This is a genomic window from Psychrobacter sp. WY6 (assembly GCF_018448495.1).
Taxonomy (GTDB): domain Bacteria; phylum Pseudomonadota; class Gammaproteobacteria; order Pseudomonadales; family Moraxellaceae; genus Psychrobacter.
Map to the genome: position 1 here is coordinate 1,728,241 of NZ_CP049902.1, position 23,840 is coordinate 1,752,080.

Annotated in this window: 15 protein-coding genes and 6 pseudogenes; 19 read left to right on the plus strand and 2 right to left on the minus strand. The window is 41.7% G+C overall.

All coding sequences use genetic code 11. The features are described from left to right. Positions 1–50 precede the first annotated feature (50 nt). From argC to G7Y90_RS08625, 13 genes and pseudogenes are all read left to right on the plus strand, one after another. Positions 51–1,114: pseudogene (argC, locus tag G7Y90_RS08565) on the plus strand (N-acetyl-gamma-glutamyl-phosphate reductase). Between the two features lie 166 nt (positions 1,115–1,280). Next, positions 1,281–2,081, plus strand: a complete 801-nt coding sequence (locus G7Y90_RS08570) for a hypothetical protein (RefSeq protein ID WP_250162158.1) — start codon at positions 1,281–1,283, stop codon at positions 2,079–2,081. A 101-nt stretch (positions 2,082–2,182) separates the two neighbouring features. Continuing rightward, on the plus strand, positions 2,183–2,590 hold the full coding sequence (locus G7Y90_RS08575; protein WP_201559852.1) for an ATP-dependent Clp protease adaptor ClpS: 408 nt from the start codon (positions 2,183–2,185) through the stop codon (positions 2,588–2,590). Between the two features lie 719 nt (positions 2,591–3,309). Next, positions 3,310–5,879, plus strand: a pseudogene (locus tag G7Y90_RS08580) (AAA family ATPase). A 180-nt stretch (positions 5,880–6,059) separates the two neighbouring features. Continuing rightward, positions 6,060–6,796: pseudogene (locus G7Y90_RS08585) on the plus strand (uracil-DNA glycosylase). 123 nt (positions 6,797–6,919) lie between these two features. After that, positions 6,920–7,375 (plus strand): tRNA adenosine(34) deaminase TadA, encoded by a 456-nt coding sequence (gene tadA, locus G7Y90_RS08590; RefSeq protein WP_349773327.1) that lies wholly within the window; start codon positions 6,920–6,922, stop codon positions 7,373–7,375. Between the two features lie 179 nt (positions 7,376–7,554). Further along, on the plus strand, positions 7,555–8,337 hold the full coding sequence (cmk, locus tag G7Y90_RS08595) for a (d)CMP kinase (protein ID WP_087816139.1): 783 nt from the start codon (positions 7,555–7,557) through the stop codon (positions 8,335–8,337). Positions 8,338–8,647: 310 nt separating this feature from the next. Continuing rightward, entirely contained in the window at positions 8,648–10,336 is a 1,689-nt protein-coding gene (rpsA, locus tag G7Y90_RS08600) for a 30S ribosomal protein S1 (protein ID WP_250162159.1), read from the plus strand. A 325-nt stretch (positions 10,337–10,661) separates the two neighbouring features. Next, the gene (locus G7Y90_RS08605) at positions 10,662–10,967 is read left to right on the plus strand and encodes an integration host factor subunit beta (protein WP_045445047.1); all 306 of its coding nucleotides are present in this window, start codon (positions 10,662–10,664) and stop codon (positions 10,965–10,967) included. Positions 10,968–11,139: 172 nt separating this feature from the next. Beyond that, a complete protein-coding gene (locus G7Y90_RS08610) occupies positions 11,140–11,613 on the plus strand; it encodes a lipopolysaccharide assembly protein LapA domain-containing protein (protein WP_250162160.1) in 474 nt (157 codons plus the stop codon). Positions 11,614–11,626: 13 nt separating this feature from the next. After that, positions 11,627–12,325 carry an orotidine-5'-phosphate decarboxylase gene (pyrF, locus tag G7Y90_RS08615; RefSeq protein ID WP_201559850.1) on the plus strand — a complete coding sequence of 233 codons (699 nt, stop codon included), beginning with the start codon at positions 11,627–11,629 and terminating at the stop codon, positions 12,323–12,325. A 155-nt stretch (positions 12,326–12,480) separates the two neighbouring features. Beyond that, positions 12,481–13,278: a metallophosphoesterase gene (locus G7Y90_RS08620; protein WP_227675924.1), complete on the plus strand. Its 798-nt coding sequence runs from the start codon at positions 12,481–12,483 to the stop codon at positions 13,276–13,278. Between the two features lie 145 nt (positions 13,279–13,423). Beyond that, entirely contained in the window at positions 13,424–14,287 is an 864-nt protein-coding gene (locus tag G7Y90_RS08625) for a histidine phosphatase family protein (RefSeq protein ID WP_349773328.1), read from the plus strand. Positions 14,288–14,443: 156 nt separating this feature from the next. On the opposite strand, the pseudogene rpsT reads toward G7Y90_RS08625, so the two are convergent. Next, a pseudogene (rpsT, locus tag G7Y90_RS08630) lies at positions 14,444–14,717 on the minus strand (30S ribosomal protein S20). Between the two features lie 741 nt (positions 14,718–15,458). Here rpsT and G7Y90_RS08635 point away from each other — a divergent pair. From G7Y90_RS08635 to G7Y90_RS08655, 6 genes and pseudogenes are all read left to right on the plus strand, one after another. Then, positions 15,459–16,160 (plus strand): NAD-dependent epimerase/dehydratase family protein, encoded by a 702-nt coding sequence (locus G7Y90_RS08635; RefSeq protein WP_045451854.1) that lies wholly within the window; start codon positions 15,459–15,461, stop codon positions 16,158–16,160. A 103-nt stretch (positions 16,161–16,263) separates the two neighbouring features. Next, positions 16,264–16,796 (plus strand): annotated as a pseudogene (rraA, locus tag G7Y90_RS08640) (ribonuclease E activity regulator RraA). Positions 16,797–17,034: 238 nt separating this feature from the next. Beyond that, entirely contained in the window at positions 17,035–20,760 is a 3,726-nt protein-coding gene (mfd, locus tag G7Y90_RS08645; RefSeq protein ID WP_250162161.1) for a transcription-repair coupling factor, read from the plus strand. A 277-nt stretch (positions 20,761–21,037) separates the two neighbouring features. Next, a complete protein-coding gene (locus tag G7Y90_RS08650) occupies positions 21,038–21,469 on the plus strand; it encodes an HIT domain-containing protein (RefSeq protein WP_045445060.1) in 432 nt (143 codons plus the stop codon). Positions 21,470–22,113: 644 nt separating this feature from the next. Then, positions 22,114–22,812: an adenylate/guanylate cyclase domain-containing protein gene (locus tag G7Y90_RS17850; RefSeq protein ID WP_284143702.1), complete on the plus strand. Its 699-nt coding sequence runs from the start codon at positions 22,114–22,116 to the stop codon at positions 22,810–22,812. Continuing rightward, positions 22,772–23,389 (plus strand): adenylate/guanylate cyclase domain-containing protein, encoded by a 618-nt coding sequence (locus G7Y90_RS08655; RefSeq protein ID WP_284143703.1) that lies wholly within the window; start codon positions 22,772–22,774, stop codon positions 23,387–23,389. The genes G7Y90_RS17850 and G7Y90_RS08655 overlap by 41 nt, the downstream gene beginning before the upstream one ends. Positions 23,390–23,509: 120 nt before the next feature. Here the strand turns inward: G7Y90_RS08655 and fdx are convergent. Further along, positions 23,510–23,839, minus strand: a pseudogene (gene fdx / locus G7Y90_RS08660) (ISC system 2Fe-2S type ferredoxin). Between the last annotated feature and the right edge of the window lies 1 nt (position 23,840).

Here is a 23,840-nt window from a genome sequence, read left to right on the forward strand (position 1 = left end):
TTGTTTAACAAACACTGATATTTACCAAGTAAAATAAAAAGGAATATCTTATGATTTCAGCAGCGATTGTTGGTGGCACAGGTTATACGGGTATTGAGCTGATTCGCTTGTTATCTGCGCATCCTGAAGTATCTATTGATTTGCTAACTTCACGTAGCGAAGCTGGTACACGTGCCGATGAGATATTTCCAAGCTTACGCGGTATATCAGATATTGTTTTTAGTGACTTGGGCGACGAGACGCTTGCAACGCTGCAAAAGTGTGATGTGGTCTTTTTTGCGACCCCACATGGCGTAGCGATGAAGCAAGCAGAGGCGCTAACGCAAGCTGGTGTGAAAGTCATTGATTTGGCTGCTGATTTTCGTTTGCAGTCACTGTCCGATTTTGAGCACTGGTATCAGCAGTCGCATGCCTGTCCTGAGCTGCTAAAGACAGCTGTCTATGGTTTACCTGAAGTGAATCGAGATAAACTTGCCACTGCTTTAGTCGTCGGTAATCCTGGTTGTTATCCGACTACCGCTATTTTGGGTTTGAAACCGATCATTGAAGCACAAAACAAACAAGCAGAACGTTTGATTGAATCACGCATCGTTATCGATGCAAAGTCTGGTGTTTCTGGTGCTGGTCGCCAAGCTTCACTTGCGCTTAATTATGCTGAAACTACTGATAACTTTAAAGCTTATAGCGTTGAAGGACATCGTCACCTGCCCGAGATTGAGCAAGGCGTGGCGCAGTTATTAGACAGCCAGTTCACCCATCGCATTCGTTTTTTACCGCATCTTGTGCCGATGATACGTGGCATGCTGAGCTCTATTCATCTTGAGCTGACGGATGCGGGTGCTGCTATTGATTGGCAGCAGATATTTGAAACATGCTATGAATCAGAAGCGTTTATTGATGTCATGCCAAAAGGTATTTATCCAGATACCCGTAGTGTCCGCGCCAGCAACCGTTTACGCATTGCTGTGCATCAAGACAATGAACGTGCAGAATTGACAGTGATTGTCGTACAAGACAATTTGGTAAAAGGCGCTGCAGGACAAGCGGTACAAACATGAATGTTGTTCGATTCGATGAAACAATGGGTCTAAACTTTGCACCTATTGTTCCGTAGCAGATGTTTAGCTGTGGTCAAATCATTCACATTTATGGTGCTAGGTATGATTATAAATTCCGCTATAATATTGCCATTACTGTTAAGAGATATTGTCTAAATGCGTGTCAAGCTTGTACGACGCTTTTGCTCACAGCCCGCACTTTCATCGTGCAAAGACTCTGATTTGTATCATTTAGAGCGTAGTCCGCATTCTCTTAAAACCAATGCTAGTTCAGTAACTAAGGTAGGTGGTACCCAACAAGGGGCATCCACATTGGTGTTGGCTCTCTTTGTCGTTGTCATATTGGTGACTGCCATTGTTGGATTGATATTCGGTCATAAATTAGGATATCAGCGTGGCTTTCATTCTATGCAAACTGAAACCAAGCAAGCGATGATCAATAGCACTGAGGCAACAGAAGCGCTTGAAGATTTGCGTCTTAGTCATAAAATAGCGGCCAATCAAGCGGCTACTGCTAAGCAGGAGCTGGCGATTAGCTTGGCTAACATCAAAGAGTTGCGTGAAAACCAGCAAGAATTAACGGTTGAGAATAGACAAGTCTCTCAACTGAATGAATTATATGCTGATGTCCTTCGTGACAAAGGCGGCATGCCTTTACAGGTAATAGCGGCAAAGATTGAGCCGTTACCTGAAAATGCCTTCGAATATGGTTTCGATATAGGCATGCTTGCTAGCGATGGCAAAGCCAAACGCCTAAAGCCAACGTTGACGTTGCTCAATGACGATGATTTTGTAGAGGTGCCGCTAGATCCTCCAGTTTATACTATTGAAGGTATCGTTCGTATTCGTGGTCGTTTCATGATGCCATCAGGCTTTAAACCGTTACAAGTCAAACTTAGCTTACAAGCTGGCGGGCAACAAGTGGAGCAGCTCTATGATTGGAAGCTTGGCGACCGAGTTGATAATATGCCGTTATCACTTTTAGATTTACCTGAAGTCGACGAAAGTCCGATTGAGCCTTAATCTATTCATATTTAAGAGCGCTATAATAAGCATTGCATTTGCCAACCTCTGTTAGCGCTCTTTATTCTGTTATAATATAACCATTAATTTGTATGCCAATTATGATAAAACAAACCCTATTGCAAGCGTTGCCAACTGTTGCTGATTGGCACTTTCCAACCATACCTGCTAATCGTGCACAAGATGGTGATACGGACGGCGAGACCTCGCCACAAGCAGATGTACTGGTTGCAGAGCCAGAAGTGGCTAAGCCGCCTATGTATGCCGTCGTTATGTATAATGATAATTATACGCCGATGGAGTTCGTCGTTTATATTTTACAGTCTGAATTTCGTCATAGTATGGATTCGGCAGTCGAAGTTATGCTAACGATTCATAACAGTAGCAAAGGCATTGCTGGTATCTATCCGAAAGATATCGCTGAGACCAAAGCCAAAAAAGTAAACAGTCTGGCACATCGTGAAGGCTATCCCTTATTGACCCAGATTGAGCCACATCAAGGCGAATAAGAAAATAGCGTAAATATTTTAAAGTTCTATCTTCTTTTCGTGTCTCTATCTTATTATTTCCAATGGTTTTATCGTTTAGAAACCCTGTCACGCTCTAAAAACTGCTCGTTGTGAGCTTGATAGGTACTCTGTATCCAAGCAGTCACTCATAAATTCCTTATTATAAAAATTTCCTAACCTTGATTTTTCTTTAATATACCCTTATCTATATTAAGCAATCACATCAAACAGCTGTCTAAATTTTATAGAAATGATTGCTGCACTCGTATCATTTTCTAGTCATTTTATTAACTTGAATTTTTCTATAATTTAATCAGCTGATGGCTTAAAAAAGTCACTTGTATCCTTCACTCTCTCATTTATTATTCTATTACTGATTTCTCCTTTATTTGCTCAGTTTTTGAAGCTTTCATGCTATTTCTTTACTATAAATATTGATGCGCAGTACGCCTTGATACATTTTAGTCTGTGTTAATAGATTGACTCTTCTTAAGTATCGTGTTGAGATAAAGAAAAGCAAGTATGAGTGATCAAAACGCTTAATTGGTGATAAGTAGATAGCACTGCTACTTGAGTAATACATGGTCAATATCATTTAGCGCTGTCTTTTGATAATACAGATTTAGCCCTTGAACAATCCATCTGTCGCCCTGATTTACTTACTAACTCATTCATAAAGCTATCAATTATAAAGATAGGTATAACCGTAGGAAGTCGTTATGTTAAGTCGTCATCTTGAAGTTTCTTTGCGTTTAGCAATGACACTTGCGCGCCAAAAATCGCATGAGTACCTCACTGTTGAGCATCTATTATTGGCGTTATTAGAGAATACTCACGCTGCCAATACATTAACTGCCTGTAATGCTAATGTTTCAACGCTGCGCACCGAGTTAGAAGCTTATATCAATAAGCATACGCCAACGGTAGACGCAGACACCGAGCAGTCACCGCAGCCAACCCAAAGCTTTGATCGTATTCTGCAGCGTGCTATTTTCCATGTACAATCTATTGGTGGTGGTCGCCTTGTTGAAGGCTCAGACATTTTAGTATCTATGTTTTCAGAGCACGATACTTATGCCGTTTATTTGCTCAAAAAGCAGGGTATTAGTCGTCTTGAGCTGACCCAGTACTTATCGCATGGTCAAGATAAAGACGAGCCATCTGAGCCACGTGCTTCTATGACGGGCGAACGCCGTAGTGCCTCAGAAAAAACCAGTAAAGATCCCTTGGTTGAGTTTGCGACCAACCTGAACCAGCGTGCGGCTGAAGGTAAGACTGATCCATTGATTGGACGTGGCCCTGAAATTGAGCGAGCCGCGCAAGTATTATGTCGTCGCCGTAAAAATAACCCGTTATTGGTTGGTGAGCCTGGCGTCGGTAAGACCTCTATCGCTGAAGGCTTGGCGTGGTTGATTATTAATGATAAAGCACCGAAACCATTGAATGGCTGCGTGATTTATAGCCTTGATATTGGCTCATTAATCGCTGGTACCAAATACCGTGGTGATTTCGAAAAACGCATGAAGTCGCTGCTTGATGCGCTAAAGAAGAAGCCCAATGCGATCTTGTTTATTGATGAGATTCATATGATTATTGGCGCAGGGTCGTCAATGAGTAGCAATATGGACGTATCAAACTTGATTAAGCCAGCACTTGCTAATGGTGAGCTGCGCTGTATCGGCTCAACTACCTTTACCGAATACCGTCAAGTGTTTGAAAAAGACCATGCACTGTCACGTCGCTTCCAAAAAATTGATGTCAAAGAACCAAGTGTCGACGATACAATTGATATTTTGCGCGGTCTGAAGCCTCGTTATGAGGAATTTCATAATGTTGAATATACCGATGAAGCGTTGGTCACCGCCGTTCAATTATCTGCTAAGCATATTCACGAGCGTTTTACCAGATAAAGCGATTGATGTGATTGACGAAGCAGGTGCCTATAAGCGTTTAGGCGTGATTCCTGATGCTGATGATATTGATGCAGAAGAAATCTTCATTGCGGATATAGAGCAAGATTTTGATGCTCAGATTGATGCCGATGTTGAGGGTCTCGATGGCGACACGTATAGCGATAGCGAAATGCAGGATGAAGCGGAAACTGCAAAAGCCAATGATCGTGCCAAATCGTTCAGTGAGTCAAAAAGTGCCAAGGCTAAGAAAAAACCACCAATGAAAATCGATGTGGCAGATATTGAGGCGATTGTTGCCAAGCTTGCACGTATTCCGCCCAAGTCAGTATCGAGTGATGATAAGAGTATTCTTCAGCACTTAGATCGTGATCTTAAACACTTAGTGTTTGGTCAAGATGAAGCAATTGAAACATTAGCCGACGCCATTAAGCTATCACGTGCCGGTCTAAAAGCAACAGATAAGCCAATTGGTTCGTTTATGTTTGCCGGTCCTACTGGGGTGGGTAAAACCGAAGTTTCACGTCAATTGGCAAATTTGTTAGGCGTAGAACTGGTTCGTTTTGATATGTCAGAATATGGAAGCCCATACCGCATCGCGTTTGATTGGTGCGCCTCCTGGCTATGTCGGTTATGATCAAGGTGGTTTGTTGACTGAAAAAATCAATCAACATCCACATTGTGTTTTATTGCTTGATGAGATTGAAAAAGCGCACCCTGATGTCTTCAACTTGTTACTGCAAGTGATGGATCATGGTACGTTGACTGATAACAATGGTCGTGTGGCTATCTTTAAGCAAGTCATTGTGATTATGACGACCAATGTCGGTGCTGATAGTATTAGCCGCTCTTCAATGGGCTTTACTCAGCAAGACCATAGCCGTGATAATACGGAGTCGCTCAAACGTGTCTTTACGCCAGAGTTCCGTAACCGTCTAGATGCCATCATCCAATTTAACCCATTAGATACCTCCGTGGTGGTATCTGTGGTTGATAAATTCTTGGTTGAGCTACAAGTCCAGCTTGATGATAAACAAGTCACCTTAGAGATTGATGACGAAGTACGCGATTATTTGGCTCACAAAGGCTATGATCGCCTAATGGGTGCACGCCCAATGCAGCGTCTGATTCAAGATGAGATCAAAAAGTCATTGGCAAGTATGATTTTGTTTGGTGATTTGGTCAATGGTGGGGTAGTACATCTCACCTTAGAGCCTGAAGCTAATGATGAACAAGATGGTGATTCTGTTAAGCTTGATAAGTACAGTGGTAAGACGGATTATAACTCTACATATAAAGGATCAGCAGATAGTCGTATTATCTTGACGGTCGTTGAGACTCATGAGCCACATCCAGACTCTGAGTCACTCGCCAGCTAAGTTTTTGCTACTAATGTAATAACAACGGTTACCATGTTACTGTGGTAGCCGTTTTTTTATTGCTATAATTCATAACAAAACCAACGTATGAAATCGCGAGCTCCCATTCATGTGCGAGATTGGTTTACGCATCATTACTCGATATTTATCTAATTAATAACAAATATAACAGGACATACTATGGAATTATTCGATGAACAAACGCCAAAAACGCCAGCGCAAAAACAAGCAATTTTAGACAATGTGCGCTTGCCAGAAGATTGGAAAACGGCGTTAGCAGACGAGTTAACTTCTAACATATGGACGACTTGCGTGCGTTTTTAAAAGAAGCCTATCAATCAGAAAACAGTATCTATCCGCCAGCACCTTTAATATTTAATGCGTTAAACCTGACCCCTTTATCACAAGTTAAAGTCGTGATACTAGGTCAAGATCCTTATCATGGACCAGGGCAGGCAATGGGCTTATCGTTTTCAGTGCCCAAAGTCATTCCAAAGCCACCCTCACTCAATAATTTGTTAAAAGAGATGGCAAGTGACGTTGGTATCGCACCCTCAAAACATGGCGACCTGACTTACTGGGCGCAGCAAGGAGTTTTGCTATTAAATAGCTCTCTGACCGTGCGAGAAAGTGAGCCAAATAGCCATCAAAATAAAGGTTGGGAGCAGTTTACCGATGCGGTGATTGATGTGGTTAATGAACAAACAGAACATACCGTATTTATATTGTGGGGCAGTAAAGCACAGAAAAAAGGCAAATATATCAATACTGATAAGCATCTTATTCTCACCGCTGTACACCCATCACCACTTGCTGCCAATCGTGGTGGATTCTTTGGTTCCAAGCCGTTTTCTAAGACCAATGATTATCTGGTACAGTATGGGCAAACGCCTATCGATTGGCAATTACCGCAATAGTTGTCAAAATAAATGAAACATAAAAAAAATATAAGCTTGAAGCCATATCCAACTGCAAATAGTCAGTTAGTTATTGAAGATATGCAAGCCAGCGCATTTTGGTCACTTCAAGATATGAGCTGGATGAACATAGCTCTTAAACTTGCTAGGCAAGGTGCTGAGCGTGGAGAGGTGCCAGTAGGAGCGATACTGGTACATAATCAGCAGATTATTGGTCAAGGATTCAATGAGCCAATTGGTCGTCACGATGCGACCGCTCATGCCGAGATTGTCGCATTAAGAGAAGCGTGTGCGCGCTTAAAAAACTATCGTTTACCATTACAGACAACGTTATACGTTACCTTAGAGCCTTGTACGATGTGTATCGGAGCGCTCATTCATGCGCGGGTAGATAGATTGGTTTATGCAGCAAGCGAGCCACGAGCGGGTATGGTTGGTAGTCAGATAAATTTACCGATACAACCTTTTATAATCATGCTATCGAAGTACATAATGGCTTATGTCGTGAGCATAGTAGCCAGATGCTTAAGACCTTTTTCCGTGAACGACGAAAAGCGGCAAAAAAGAAAGACAATATAAGCAATTAACAAGATATCAGTCTTGCTGCTAGTGATGGGTAGGTTTCTTTGCTATAATATCGCCCTATTTGATGACGAAATGATGAATTAATTGTCAAGCGTTTGATAAATAAGTAAATATTATTCTGCAGCTAGCATGCACTAAGCCGTATCAGTATCGTCTACTATTAAGTGAGTATTATGACCGTTTCTACAGCTGATAACGCTATACTTGATAACTTTGGTGCTGGCAGTAATGATAACCAAGCGCCAGTGTTGCGCTACCCAGTTATCTGCATTGATGGACCAAGTGGGGCAGGTAAAGGTACGGTCACGTGGCGTTTAGCCCAAGCATTGAATTATCAACTGCTAGATTCAGGTGCTTTGTATCGTATCGTTGGACTCAAAGCATTTGAAGCGGGATTAGTTGCGGCAGATGGAAGCCAAGCCATTGACGAGATGGTTGTATTAGCATTAACGCAGCGCCTAGAGATTGCTTTTGTACCTAACAATGCATCAGGACGTGTTGATATTTTAGTGAATGGTGAAGCGGTTGGTGAGCAGGTTCGTAATGAAACCGTGGGCGGCTATGCATCACAAATAGCCGTATTTCCAAAAGTTCGTCAAGCATTACTAAAGTTGCAACAAGATATGGCAACTCGTTCTGGATTGGTCGCTGATGGTCGCGATATGGGAACGGTGGTGTTCCCAGATGCGGATGTAAAAGTGTATTTGACTGCCAGTGCTGAAGCGCGTGCCGAGCGCCGCGTAACACAGTTAATAAATGCTGGTCAGACGGCAGATTTTGACGCGATTTTAGCGACGATTAAAGCTCGTGATGATCGTGATGAGAATCGAGCGACTGCACCATCAAAGCCTGCAGAAGATGCTCTACTACTAGATAGCTCTAACTTAGATGCTGATGAAGTTTATGCACAAGTGAAAAGACATTGTCAGGATAAAGGTATTTTCTTTAATAGTTAATAAAAACAAGTTAGTAAGTATGAAAAAGTTTCCTATACGCTTGATTTTAGTATAAAATCACAGTAGTAGACGCTAATAATCTCTAGAGAGTGATAAAAATATTCTTTCTAAATCATAGAGATTTAAAAGTATAAGGCATTGCAATATAAGACAGTTGTTGCTAGTGAGTTTAATAAGTTATGTGCTTACTAACAACAAACGTTTTTATATATGATTGTATGGGATATAAAACCAGTATTCTCGTTTTATGCAATCATAAATTTGATCCGTACTGTGCTGGACAGGATACGGCTATACAAAGGTAGACATAATGGAATCATTTGCTGAACTATTTGAAGCGAGCATCGAAGAAACAGGTCTGGATATCGAGCGTGGCTCGGTTATCACTGGTACTGTTGTGGCCATTGATAACGACTGGATCACTGTTGATACTGGTCTGAAATCTGAAGGTATCGTCGCTCGTGAAGAGTTTTTAAGCGAAGAAGGCGAACTTGAAGTTGAAGTTGGCGATAGCGTTGATGTCGTGGTTGAAGCGGTTGATAACGGCATGGGTCAAACCTTGCTTTCACGTGAAAAAGCCAAACGTGTTGAAACTTGGAACTTCCTTGAAAAAATCGCTGATAATGATGAAATCGTAAAAGGTATCATCTCAAGCAAAGTTAAAGGCGGTTTCACTGTAGATATCGGTTCAGTACGTGCGTTCCTACCAGGTTCATTGGTAGATGTTCGTCCTATCCGTGACACCACGCATCTTGAAGGCAAAGAGCTAGAATTCAAAGTTATCAAACTTGATCAAAAGCGCAACAACGTTGTTGTTAGCCGTCGTGCAGTTATGGAAGCTGAAAATTCAGCTGAGCGCGAAGAGCTATTGAACAAGCTTGAAGAAGGCATCGAGATCGAAGGTATCGTTAAGAACCTTACTGATTACGGCGCATTCGTTGATCTAGGTGGTATCGATGGTCTATTGCACATCACTGACATGGCATGGCGCCGTATCAAGCATCCATCTGAAGTTGTTGAAGTTGGTCAAGACCTAAAAGTTAAAGTATTGAAGTTTGACCGTGAGCGCAATCGCGTTAGCCTAGGTCTAAAACAACTTGGTACTGATCCTTGGGATAACGTTGGCGGCACTTACCCAGTAGGTAGTGTGGTTAAAGCACGCGTCACCAACTTAACTGATTATGGTTGTTTCGCTGAGATTTCTGAAGGTATTGAAGGTCTAGTACACGTGTCAGAAATGGATCATACCAACAAAAACATCCACCCATCAAAAGTTGTTCAAGTGGGCGATGAAGTTGAAGTAATGATTCTTGATATCGATGAAGAACGTCGTCGTATCAGCTTAGGTATCAAACAAACTCTAGCTAACCCATGGGATGAGTTTGATAAGAAACATGAGCGCGGTGATAAAATCACTGGTACGATCAAATCAATCACTGACTTCGGTATCTTTATCGGTCTAGACGGTGGTATTGATGGTCTTGTTCATCTATCTGATATCTCTTGGAACGAAACTGGCGAAGACGCTATCCGTAACTACAATAAAGGCGACACCGTTGAAGCAATGGTATTGTCAGTAGATGCAGAAGCAAACCGTATTAGCCTAGGCGTGAAGCAGTTAAGCTCTGATCCATTCAACGAATACCTAGTCAACAATGACCGCGGTGCTATCGTTAATGGTAAAGTAAAAGAAGATGCTAAAGGCGCTACTATCGAGCTTGCTGACGAAGTTGAAGCGTATCTACGTGCCTCTGAAATTCAACGTGATCGCGTTGAAGATGCGACTAAGCATTTGAGCGTTGGTGATGACGTTGAAGCGAAAATCATCAGTGTTGATCGTAAAACTCGCAACATCAACTTGTCTATCAAAGCGAAAGACGAAGCTGAAGAGCGTCAAGCGATTAAAGAGCTAAGCAGCACTAGCACGACTAGTACTACTGCCAGTTCTGATGCACAGCCAAAAACAATTGGTGATTTGATCAAAGAGCAAATGCAGTAAGCTGCACGTTATTGATATAAGATTATAAAAGAAGCGACTATGGTCGCTTTTTTTTTGCTTAAATTTTAAGTGCACTATTTAATCAACGAGGTTTTTGCTTAAACGGGCAAACTCTTATTTCCATTTACCGTAATATCCGCTATCATTTGCAACATTGAGTAACGAGATGTGAATTATTACTTATTTAAGACACTGAGATTATTTTAGTGAATGGCTATTTATCCTTATGATCTTGATGTATAGCTTGTCTTAAAAGTAACCAGCTATCGAAAATGATGGTCCAATTCACAGTCATCTTATCCATTAATCAACAAGGCAAGCGTAAATGCAGCAAGCGATTAACAAGTCCGAATTTATTAGTAATTTAAGTGCGAACTGTGACAATATGACTGATACTGTAGTCGATGATGCAGTACGTGAAATATTAAACTTGATGACCGATACGTTAGCCAATGATGGACGCGTAGAAGTTCGTGGTTTTGGCAGTTTTTGTCTGCACCATCGTCGTGCCCGTATGGGTCGAAATCCTAAAACAGGAGAAAGCGTACCTGTACCTGCCAAAGCGATACCGCACTTTAAACCAGGTAAGGCATTACGTGAGGCAGTCAATGATACAGTAGCAAATAGCTAAGTGTGTTATAAAGTATTTATTGGGTAAAATTGCCAACAAGAGTGCTTGCCAGCCATTTTTGCTAGAACTTATCACTAGTGAGTTTATAAGCATATAAATGTTTGGGTTGATGAAGGTTTTAGAGTGCTATTTTTAAAACACTAACGACATTCCAAATCGAGGTAGACGTCTCATGCGCTTTTTACTATTTGTATTGCTGTTTTTGAGCTTTGCTTATTCACTTGGTTTGGTGTTGGCAAATAATACCGAAGTTGGCGTAAATTTATTATTCTCGCAAGCACCGACGATGAATCTAGGATTGCTGCTGATTTTATGCCTTATGCTTGGTATTGTTATTGGCATCTTGTTGGCACTGCTTATCTTCCGTGTCTTACAGAATAAGTGGGAAATCTCGCGTTTGCAAAAAGCGAATGTGAACTTGCAAGCGCAACTGACACAAGCCAACGCTGTCATTGATCGCCAAGCAACTGCACCAACGGTGGAAGAGGCTGTTTATGGTTCGACAGCGACCAATGTGCAAGTGCAAGACGCAGAAGTACTTACTGTAGATGAAGGCGCGACACTTACCAAACAAAACGAGACTAAATTATATTTTGTACTGACCTATGAGCAGTTCATATATAGTGTTTTGATAATTCTGATATAGATATGGTAAAACCATGAATAATACAATGAACTCCCCAGTCATCGTTGCCTTAGATAATATGACGATGGAGGCATCGGTAGCATTAGCTGATCAGTTAGATCCAACATCATGCCGCTTAAAAGTGGGTAAAGAGCTATTTACTCGCTGTGGTCCTGAGATAGTTAAGGCGCTACATCAGCGTAATTTTGACGTATTTCTAGACTTGAAATTCCATGATATTCCTAATACTACCGCTCAAGCGGTACTAGCGGCAGCTGAGCTTGGCGTATGGATGGTGAATGTGCATGCCAGCGCGGGCTTAGAGGCGATGTCATTGGCTAAACAGCGCTTGTTAGACGGTAACTTTGATACCTTGCTGATAGCCGTCACCGTGCTGACCTCTATGGATAATCAAGCATTGATGCAAACAGGTATTACCGATGGTCTAGATGCGCAAGTGAGTCGATTGGCACAATTAACCAAGAAAGCAGGTCTTGATGGTGTGGTCTGTTCAGCGCAAGAAGCTAAAACGCTCAAGACACTATGTGGTCAGGATTTTAAATTGATTACCCCTGGTATTCGCTTGCTAGACGACAATGCAGATGATCAAAAGCGTATTTGCACGCCAAAACAGGCGTTAGATGATGGTTCTGATTATTTGGTGATTGGTCGTTCAATTACTCAGGTAGCAGATCCTGCGGCTAAATTACAAAAGATACTCCGAGGTATTTAGATACTTATAAAATATTTGGATATTTACAAAGCGTTTAGCATTTTATAGTGTCAGCATGATAAAAAAGACAGCCTCATCCGCTGTCTTTTTTTAATTTTTGCGGGTATATCAAAAAGTGCTAAACTATTTACGTTTATTTAATGATATTAGAACTTATGAAATTACAGATTTTAAGTGACTTACATATTGACAGTTATGCGCGTCAGTCACATCCGCTAGGGCATATTCCCAAAACTGATGCAGACGTGGTATTAGTCGCGGGCGATACTGCTAACAGTGATAGTGGTATGCCATGGCTACAAGAGCAGGCAGCACGTTTGCAAGTGCCTGTGATTACGATAGCTGGTAATCATGAATACTTTAATGAAGATGTGCTACATTTTGATAAAAAGCTGGCGACTTGGGATAATTATAATGCCCAGTCGCAGCAAGGCGTCCGTTTTCTACAGTGTCAACATATTGATATTGGTGACATACGTATCCTAGGTTGTACTTTATGGACAGATTACCAATATCAGGCCAATGAAGATACTATAGCTGCTGCTATGCGCTTTATGCGTGACTATAAACAAATCTATGCTGGAGGAGAGCTTTTTTCACCTGAAGTATCGATGCAAATCCATGCTAAGCAGCGTCAATGGTTAAAGCAAGCATTGATCACCGCCAAAACACTTGGCAAAAAAACTGTTGTAATGAGCCATCATAGTATCAGTCCATTATCGGTGTCTGAGAAGTATGCGAATCTACCAAGTAACGCAGCTTTTATCAGTGATTTATCTGGCTGGATGCATGAAGATTGGGCGCCAATACTATGGGTACATGGACATACACACGAAGCATTTGATTACCGTATTGGTAATACACGAGTCATTGTCAATCCACGTGCGTATCCAAATGAGGTGAGCAGCACTGCATTAGCGTTCGCGTGGGACAAAGTCATTGATATCGGCTAAGTAATTTTAGCCTCTTGAAAGTAAATATCTTTTTAGTTATTTGTCACCTTGATTCGTATTTTTTAAAATAGTGAATATAAAATAGTGCTTATTTTAAAGTCTAACCGCATAGACTCGTAAGCAATATTACAATTGAACTGATATTTTGTTCATTCATATCAAAAAATCTGCTACGCTTGCTACCATGAGCAAATATCTCAATAACAATCCCTCAAAACTGTCTGCTGAAAAGCTTGCGAGTCATACTCCAAGTGCTCCGGCGCCTTCGCACTTGCCTGATAGTATGATTTCCTCAGTCAGCTTATTGCCTGAAGATAAACGGCTTATTTTATTTACCAGACATTCCTTACGTGAACGCTCTGATGGCAATGGTTTTGCCAGTTATCAATTACCCCTAACACCTAAAGGTCGAGTACTAGCGAAGTCTTGGGGGCGTTGGTTGGCAGGGCATTTACCGTACTCGCTCGATGTAGACAGTATCTCAAGTCCGATTGGACGCTGTATTGACACGGCGCAGCTGATGCAAGCAGGTGCGGGACTACAACGTGATATTACGCATCAGTCATTGTTGGTCGAGCCTGGTAGCCTAGTGACTGAGCCTGAAATAGCAAATCCAGTATTTAAAGAAATTGGTGTACTCAACTTTATCAATCGATTTTTGCAAGGCAATCTTGAAGGTACCAAAAACGCTTACCAAGGCGGTCTCGATATTTTATCGCTGTTTTATCAACATCAGCCGCGGCAAGGGCATCTCATGCTTGCTGTTAGTCATGATACGTTGTTATCTGCTTTTTTAGCAGTGATGTTTGATGTGGTCGAGATTGATTGGAATGATTGGCCAAAGATGATGGAAGGCGTGTTTTTGTGGTTTGATGATAAGCCGTTTGAACAAGCCAGTGCACACTTCGTTTGGCGCGGTGAAGTGTATGTGCGCCCGATTCATACTTTATTAGAAGACTACCGTGCTGCCGGCTTCATCCTAATACATTGCTCTTACCACCAGAAGTAAAATGGATTTAAATACTATTTAATCTAAATACTATTGAAAAGATTACTACTCATTTTTCAATCAGACATAAAAAAACCTTGCCCCAGTATTAGAACCAGTAACAAGGTTTTAGTCATCACGCTATAAAGGCGAGATGTGGTCTAAACGTTACCAATCTTAAGCTTGTAGGCCTTTGATGGTTTTGTTCAGCCGGCTCTTACGACGAGCAGCTTTATTCTTATGAATAATACCTTTGTCAGCCATACGATCAAGAACTGGTACCTTTCCTTTCTTTTTTGTAAGCTTCGGTAGCCGCGTCATAATCTTTAGCTGCGATAGCCGCATCAACACGTTTTAAGTAAGTACGAACCATAGAGCGTTGTGACGCAGAGTTCTGACGACGTTTGGTGTTTTGACGGGCGCGTTTACGAGCTTGTGCAGTATTAGCCACGCGAATCTCCTTGATAAAGACAGATAAAAATATGAATGTGGATTACAATAAAAAAGGGTTTAACCATCATCGGTAACGAGCAGCCGTCTCGCCAAACATGATGTCGATGTCTAATATTAAAGTACCTATCTGTTATTAAAGGCACCTAAATGAGCAATAGAGCATCGCAAGCGCCAAAACTGTTTGGAATAATTAAACAGCGTTAACGTGTAAAGCCGGTTATCTTAGCAAATTATCGCCCTTAGAACAATATATTTGATGATTAATGCTTAAAGAAGTTGTGTGATCATATATACGACAGTTTTTTGTGTCTCTGCTCAACTATTTCTTGAAATATTTATCAATATTGTTGCACTAAAAACCGCTTATGAGTGAATAAATCGCTTAGCCGATAAAATCTCTTACAATAAATTCTATAGAATACCCTCAGTTATGCGTTAATTTAGGTATGATACTAGGGCATGTCCTCAATTCAATCGATGGACATCTAAATGGGCTAAAAGTGGCTGAATCTTGCCAAACAATGTTAAAAAAAATGTCAAATAGCTGGTTAATATCCCGATACTATTTAACATTCTGATAGTATCTGCGCTATTTTCCTCATTTGACTATGATTTATCTCATTGTTATCACCATTTTAAAAATGAGGATACGCCCTAAGATGAAAAGCTTTGGTGATAGGCTTTAAAATCAGATTTTTCATTATCATCTATTTTCCAACACACTATAAATGGATAGGCTATGCAGCGAAAAGCAATTGTAATTGGCGCGACAGGATTGGTCGGACAGCATCTTGTCAAACAGCTTAGTGAGCTTTATGACACGTTAATTGTGATTGCAAGGCGTCCGCCACGCTATATCAATACCAGCATGCGTTTTTATCAGGTCAATGATTTTGATAATTTGGCTGAAATATTTGCCAGCGTTGGTGTTGATCGAAAGACGGACGCTTTTAGCTGTCTTGGTACGACTAAGAAGCAGGCTGGTAGCGATGAGGCCTTTCGAAAGGTTGATCATGATTATAATGTCAATTTTGCCAAACTGTGCCAAGAAAAAGGTGTTGAAAATTTCTTTTTGTTATCATCCATGAATGCTGATATTCATAGTCGGTTTTTATACAATCGCGTAAAAGCTGAAACTGAACAGTCTATTATGGCGCTAGGTTTTACGCAGCTAGTCATTTTCCGTCCGTCCTTGTTACTTGGCAAGCATAAAGGTCGTCCGCTCGAAAGTATTGGTCAAAAAGCCTTTCAGCTGATATCGCCCTTAGTTTCAGAATCATTGTCACTGCATCCCATTTCCGCTAAACGCGTTGCCAGTGCCATGGCGATGAGTGCGCATGATGTTTATCAGCGTAATAAATACCGTAATGAACCAGCTATCCAAACCACTGATATCATCGAAAATAAGCAAATGCTAGCGATGACTAAAGTTAAAAAATAGCCTAAGTATTAAGTTAAGGGAATAATTAAAATTAAGCCCTAGTCATAAATAGTCAGTCATAAATAACCAATCATACATAACAAGGAGCGTCACTATGTCAGACATGCCAGAATCAATAACAATGGATAAAGAGAACTTTGTGACCTGTGATTTATTGGATGCCAATCCTGAGTCGCAGGTGTGTTGCCTAATATCGAAGGTAAGTCTTTTCATAGCTTTGGAGGCAAAAAGAAATTCTGCGGTGAAATTGTGACGGTGAAATGCTTCGAAGACAATAGTCGCGTCAAATCATTGCTAAATAGCGATGGTAAAGACAAAGATGGTAACGGTAAGGTATTGGTCGTTGACGGCGGCGGTTCGATGCGTTGTGCGCTGCTAGGCGACATGATTGCGCAGTCAGCGATTGATAATGGCTGGGCGGGGGTTATCGTATACGGCTGCGTCCGTGACGTTGATGATATGGCAGCAATGGACATCGGTGTTATGGCGCTTGGTTGCATTCCGCGTAAATCGAATCGCCGCGATGAAGGTCAAACCGATATTGAAATTAGCTTTGGTGATTTAACACTAAATTCTGGTATGTTTGTCTATGCCGATAACAATGGCATTATCGCTAGCGACAAGCCATTAATTTAAAAATGGCTTGTCATTTAACACTAGCTTAATAAATAGCACTCTAAAACCTCAGCTTAGCCGTTGAGGTTTTTACATTTAATCATCCTGTCTTTATATACGAATATAATCTTGATCAGCTATTTGGCTATTGGTTTTTTAATAAAAATGCTAAGTGACAAACCGTTACGGCATAAATTTTGGTAATTGCTGAAATATTCGTATAATAGCTCTCTGACTCTTAACATTGATCCTACTCTTTATGCCTATCATTGCTTTGACTGACGCCTTTGAACCAATTAACCAGCAGTTGTTTCCTATCCAGAATGCCGAGCGGCGTTGGCTGGCACCTGTGCATGGTGCAGTCAGCAGCTTGTGGCTAGCAAGTCTGGTGCAAACACCGCTATGGAATGTTGCCGACCGATTAAAAGTTGTGGTGACGCGTGACCAAAACCAGCTCAATCAGATAGAGACGGAATTGGCATTTTGCGGCGTCGATGCTTATGTGTTCCCCGATTGGGAGACGTTGACCTATGATGAGCTGTCACCGCATCAAGATATTGTTAGTGAGCGTATCAATCTATTAACGGATATGCCAACGACAGGCGTACTGCTAATCTCGGTACAGGCATTAATGCATCGCGTAGCACCGCCAAGCTGGTTGATTGGGCAGCATTTTGATTTGAGCGTTGGTGATCGATTTGATATCAATACCCAGCGCGGATTGCTGGCAAAGGCAGGCTACCGCGCCGTTGAGAATGTATTTGAGCCGGGTGAATTCGCGGTACGTGGCAGCATCATTGATATCTTTGCCATGGGTCAGCCGTTTCCACTACGTTTAGATTTGTTTGATGATGAGATTGAGACCATTCGTTTTTTTAATCCGCAAACCCAGCGGACATTGACCGTTGATGACCTCAAAACCATGATGAGTGGCAACGATAGCAGTATGGGCAAAGAGTCACTATCACTGCTACACAAGCTGCCAGATATCTCAAAACCTATCGAACAATTCCAAATACTACCCGCCAAAGAGTTCCCGCTTGATGAAGGGCGTGAGACGTTTCGTACCAACTTCGCCACGATGTTCCCTAATGCGAGCAGCCGTAAGTTTGAGCTACATAAAGACGTAATGGCAGGTATCGCTAGTAGCGGACTTGAATATTATCAGCCGCTATTTTTTGATTTAAAAGCGTGGACAGCAGAGAGTAGCTTGTTTGCTTACTTACCAAGCGATGCGCTGTTTATCACTGATGAACTGATTAATGAAAAACAGGTAGATTACTGGTCACAAATTCAGCGCCGTTATGAAGAGCGTCGTCATGATATCGATAAACCTATTGTCGCGCCTGAATGGTTATATTTGCTATCGAATACCTTAAATGGGCACCTTAATCATTATCCACGCGTGATTCTCAGTGCGCGCAATGAGCTGGCTAGCATGACGGATGTCGCTGCGATTGACAGCGGTGATTCGTTGTTAGCAGACAGTTCATTGTTACAAGTTGAACACCAATCAGATTTACAGCCACAATTGCCGCTGACGGCAAATAAGCAGCAAGGCTTGGTGACGCTCAGTGCGCAAGAGCCGCCACAATTGACCGTTAACCACCAAAAGGCTGAGCCTCTTACCCAGCTATTAGAATTTTTAGAGCTGCAAGCACAAACAGCGACGCCAGTATTGATCGTTGCTGAAACAGCGGGTCGTCGTGAGATTCTTATTGAGCTGTTCAAAGGCAAGATTGACATTAAGGCTTATGACAGCTTTGCAGCGTTTCTAGCAGCGGACAAAACCAACAGCGTTAAAGGTAATAAGCTGCCGCAGGTTGGTTTAACCGTTGCGCCCATTGAGCGCGGGGTTTATGTTCCTGAGCGTTTGGTGCTGATTAGTGAGACGCAGTTATTTGGTCGGCAAGTCCTGCAAACACGCCGTCGTCGTCAAAGTGGCGTGTCTGAAGAGTTTTTGGTTAAGAGTGTTACTGAAATAACCGAAGGTAGCCCAGTGGTGCATATCGAGCATGGTATTGGGCGTTACAATGGGCTGATTACGTTAGATGTGGGTGATGGCGAGCAAGAGTTTATTCACTTAAAATATGCCGATGATGCCAGTATTTATGTGCCCGTTGCTAATTTGCAAATGATTAACCGTTATAGTGGCGGTGATCCAGCGCTTGCGCCATTGCACAAAATCGGTAGCGGAAAATGGGATAAAGCCAAGCAAAAAGCGCTTGAGCAAATCCATGACGTAGCGGCTGAACTGCTTAATATGCAGGCGCGTCGTGAAGCTAAAGTCGGTATTCATTTTAAAATAGATGCGTCACAGTATGAGCTCTTTGCCAGTCAATTTGCCTTTGAAGAAACGCCGGATCAAGCCAATGCCATTCATGCGGTGATGGAAGACATGCGACAAAACCAACCAATGGATCGGCTCATCTGCGGTGATGTGGGTTTTGGTAAAACAGAAGTGGCTATGCGGGCAGCATTCATTGCCGTCAGCGCCGGTTATCAGGTAGCGGTGCTAGTGCCGACGACCTTGCTGGCCGGTCAGCATGAAGACAATTTCCGCGACCGTTTTGCTGATTGGCCAGTGCGTATCGAGACGCTATCGCGCTTTGGCGGCAAAAAGCATCAAGAAACGGTGTTGACAGATTTAGCAGCAGGTAAAGTCGATATCGTCATCGGTACCCATAAACTGTTACAACCTGATGTGAAGTTTTCTAATCTAGGTTTGATGATTGTCGACGAAGAACATCGCTTCGGGGTGCGCCATAAAGAGCGTATCAAGGCGATTCAGACTGATGTGGATAGTATGTCGATGACAGCAACCCCCATCCCTAGAACGCTCAATATGGCGCTCTCAGGTATGCGTGACATGTCAATTATCGCGACACCTCCAGCACGACGTTTGGCGATTAAAACCTTTGTCATGCAAAAAACGGATGCGTTAATGAAAGAGGCTATCTTGCGTGAGCTATTGCGCGGTGGGCAGGTTTATTTATTACATAATGATGTGGCGAGCATTGAGCGTATGGCAGAAACCATACGTGAATTGGTGCCTGAAGCGCGAGTAGGCGTGGCTCATGGGCAAATGCAAGAGCGCCAACTTGAGCAAGTGATGCAGCAGTTTTATCATAAAAAATTCAACGTCCTGATATGCTCTACCATTATCGAAACCGGTATTGATGTGCCCAATGCCAATACTATCATCATTGAGCGCGCCGATAAGTTTGGCTTGGCACAATTACATCAGCTGCGTGGTCGTGTCGGTCGTAGTCATCATCAAGCGTATTGTTATCTACTTGTGCCTTCTATCAAAGGTCTAAAAGGCGATGCTAAGCGCCGATTGCATGCGATTGAACGTGCCAATACCTTAGGTGCAGGTTTTATGCTGGCTAGCGAAGACTTAGAAATTCGCGGTGCTGGCGAAATACTTGGTAAGCAGCAAAGTGGTAATATGCAGGCGATTGGTTTTAGCTTATATATGGACATGCTGGAGCGAGCGACAAAAGCCATTAAAGCGGGTAAAGAGCCTGATTTAAGCACACCGTTGTCGCTGACTAGTGAGATTAATCTGCATAGCTCAGCATTGATACCAGAAGAATATCTACATGATGTCCATCAGCGTTTGTTATTTTATAAGCGTATCAGTAATGCCGATGATAAAGAGGCATTGATTGATATTCGTACCGAAATGATTGACCGTTTTGGTACATTACCAGAGCAAACTAAGCAGTTGTTCGCCATCCACGGACTGCGTATACAAGCTGAGCCGCTGAAGATTAATAAGATTGATGCCAATAGTAATAGCATGACATTAGAGTTTGCGCCTGATACCCCAGTCGATGCCTTGGCGATTATTAAGTTGATTCAATCAAATGGTCAGCGTTATCGTATGAACGGTGCTTCTGGTATTCGTTATCAAGATGCTGATAAACTGGCAACGCCGCAACAGCGTCACCGCGATTCAAGAGTTATTACGCTATTTTAGCGAGCATATGGTGGCAGAGTCAGCGTAGTTGTTTTGGTATTTCGGCATTTTGAGAGCTTAGCAATGATTTTCGGTAGATTCAATCAGCTCAATAAGTCAGCTAGCCAGTGCCCAAGTAGGACGTCAAGACAATGAGTCATAGCGCTATTTTATCGGTCGGATAACTGATAAAATAGCAACATCCTATATTTAGCCTATTGTTTTTTAGTAAATTAAATTCTGCTTTTCTAGATTTATATTCCTTTTATCTGAGTGTCATAACAAGAGAACCGTCATTATGTTCCAACTTCATCATAAACTTGCTGCCGATAGTTTTTTAGTGGGTGATTTCCCATTATCGACTTGTCGTTTAATCAATGATTGCCAGTTTCCTTGGTTAATATTAGTGCCGCGCGTATCAGGTATCAAAGAGTTATATGAGTTATCTGAAGCCGATCAAACACAGTTTTTACGTGAGTCAAGCTGGTTGTCGAGTCAGCTAGCCAAGACCTTTCAAGCTGATAAAATGAATGTAGCTGCACTCGGTAATCAAGTACCACAGCTACATTTTCATCATATCGTTCGCTATCAAAACGACATGCAATGGCCAAATCCAGTATGGGGAGTTCCTGCTATTCCTTATACTAAAGAAGTGTTGGCGCAGATGCAGCAGACGTTAATGATGGCATTGCGTGGTCATCATCAAATGCCGTTTGACTGGCAAATGTAATAAATACCTGATTAGTAACAGGTCGGTAAGTTGATTGGCAAATTGATAATGATACTCTATTGGCGAGGTATTGATTAACTGGGTATCGATTGACCCATCAAAATAACTGGAAAAATGGCTAAACGTTTAAAGTTAGGCTTTATTTTGGTGTCTTAGTCGTTTTACGGTTATGTGCCAACGTTATGCTCAGTTATTACAGCCCCTAATTTTTATATATTAATAGGTTTTAAGTATTTGAAATCCAGATAAATATTATCTGGATTTTTTGTGTTTGGTTTAAACGATATGTCTTATAATCCCGATTTAGTAGCATATTAAGACAAGATGAGTGATGAGTGGTAGGCTTTTGGCTATCAGTGACATGGGTTTTGTTGCATTTAAAAAGTATAATGTAATCATTGATTAATTTTATACATAACTTGGCATAGAGGTAGGTAGTACGCGTGTGCTATCCTCAAGCCTTTTAGTTTCTTACATAGCCTGTTTTACGTAAGCGAATACTTCATATGCCTTTTTTAGACACGCTGAGACCAAATCACTCTTCAAAAAATGAAGGGATTTATCGATTTGACTATCCAGAAGTCTTCGTTTTAATGCTTACGGTCATACTCCTCGCTGTACATTTTAATTTTAGACCTACTTCAATGGCACTGCTCGTTATTGTTTGTCTGCCAAGTTTAATGATTTTGATTTATAACTATCGCCGCCAAAAAAGCTTTTGGACGTCTAACATTGTTATCATTTTACTATCGGTAGTTATTGGGTCGATACAGTTTTGCACGGTTATTTCGCTTAGCTTAGCCGCGCTTATAGCACTCAGAATTATTATCAGTAGCCCTGAAAATCATTTAAAACTGATTGCCGTCTCTATAATCACCGTCATTGTTTTCTATTATGTTAGCGTTACCCTAAGCAGTGCTGATATAGATTGCCATGAAGGCTGGACCACACCAATAATATTATTAGCCAGTATGATCGTCATACTGTATCAGTTTTGGCATGTGTACCAAGAGTATATTGGTTATGAAACTCGTGCTCATCAGGCTGTTGGACGATTAAGCACGATGGTCTCCGTCATTAATAAGTTGACGCGCTTCATACCTCCGCAAGTTTGGGAGCCTATCGTAAAATCTGATAGCCCAGTTACTGTTGCTAATAAGCGTGCTAAGCTGACGATTATGTTCTCAGATATCGTTGGCTTTACGGAATTGTCAGATAGTTTGAGCGCTGACAATTTGGCTGATATCTTAAATACTTATATGCATTGTATGACATTGATAGCAAACAAGCATGGCGCCGTACTTGATAAATTTATTGGTGATGGCATGGTGTTTTTTTGGTGAGCCAAATAGTCGCGGTGCGCGCCAAGATGCTTTAGACTGTATTGCAATGGCAATAGATATGCGTCGCGAGATGCGAACTTTGAGGCAGAAATGGCGATTGATGGGCTTTGAGGGATTGTACATCCGCATCGGCATCAGCACAGGTTATTGCCATGTTGGTAATTTTGGTAGTAATAATCGTCTAAGCTATACTCTTATTGGTAAAGAGGCCAATCTAGCGGCAAGACTTGAGTCGAGCGCTGGTAAAGATGAGATACTGGTCAGTGAGAGTACTTACGATTATATCTGTCATAACTATGACTGTCAGCATGCGGGTGCGTTCAAGTTAAAGGGTTTTGATAGCAAGGTAAATGCATGGCAAGTGCTGGATCCAGATACGTATAAAGGTCATTTATCAAAGTGGGTTGATCACACACTACCAGGTTTCAATTTGCATCTAAATTTTAAAGATATGAAGGATAATGATTATCAAGATATCAGAGCACGCTTAAATTTTGCGCTTGAGCGTGTCGAGCAGGAGCAAGAAAAAGTGGCAACTGACATAGCGGCAGCAAGCAAACGTAATGACAATCAATGACAATCGTCATAAATAATCATCCAAAAATAATGTTTATAAAATCAAGCACAAAAAAGCCAGCTATTATTATGATAGCTGGCTTTTGCAATATAACAGTCAGATGAATTTCACGGTTAGCGTTTAGTGGTTTTCTTTTGCATGGTTGAGCGTATATTTAGGAATCTCAATGGTTAAGTCTTCATCATCGAGCATGACCTGACAAGATAGGCGTGAGTCAGGCTCTAATCCCAAGCACGATCCAATAAATCGGCTTCAATATCCATTTCATCTAAACTATTAAAACCTTTACGGACGACCACATGGCATGTGGTGCAGGCTTTTGACATCTCACATGCATGTTCAATTTTAATGCCTTTTTCCAATAGCGTTTACATAAGTTGCTGCCAGCTTCTAGCTCGACTTCAGCGCTTCAGGGCAAATTTCATGATGGGGTACGGTAATTTTTGGCATA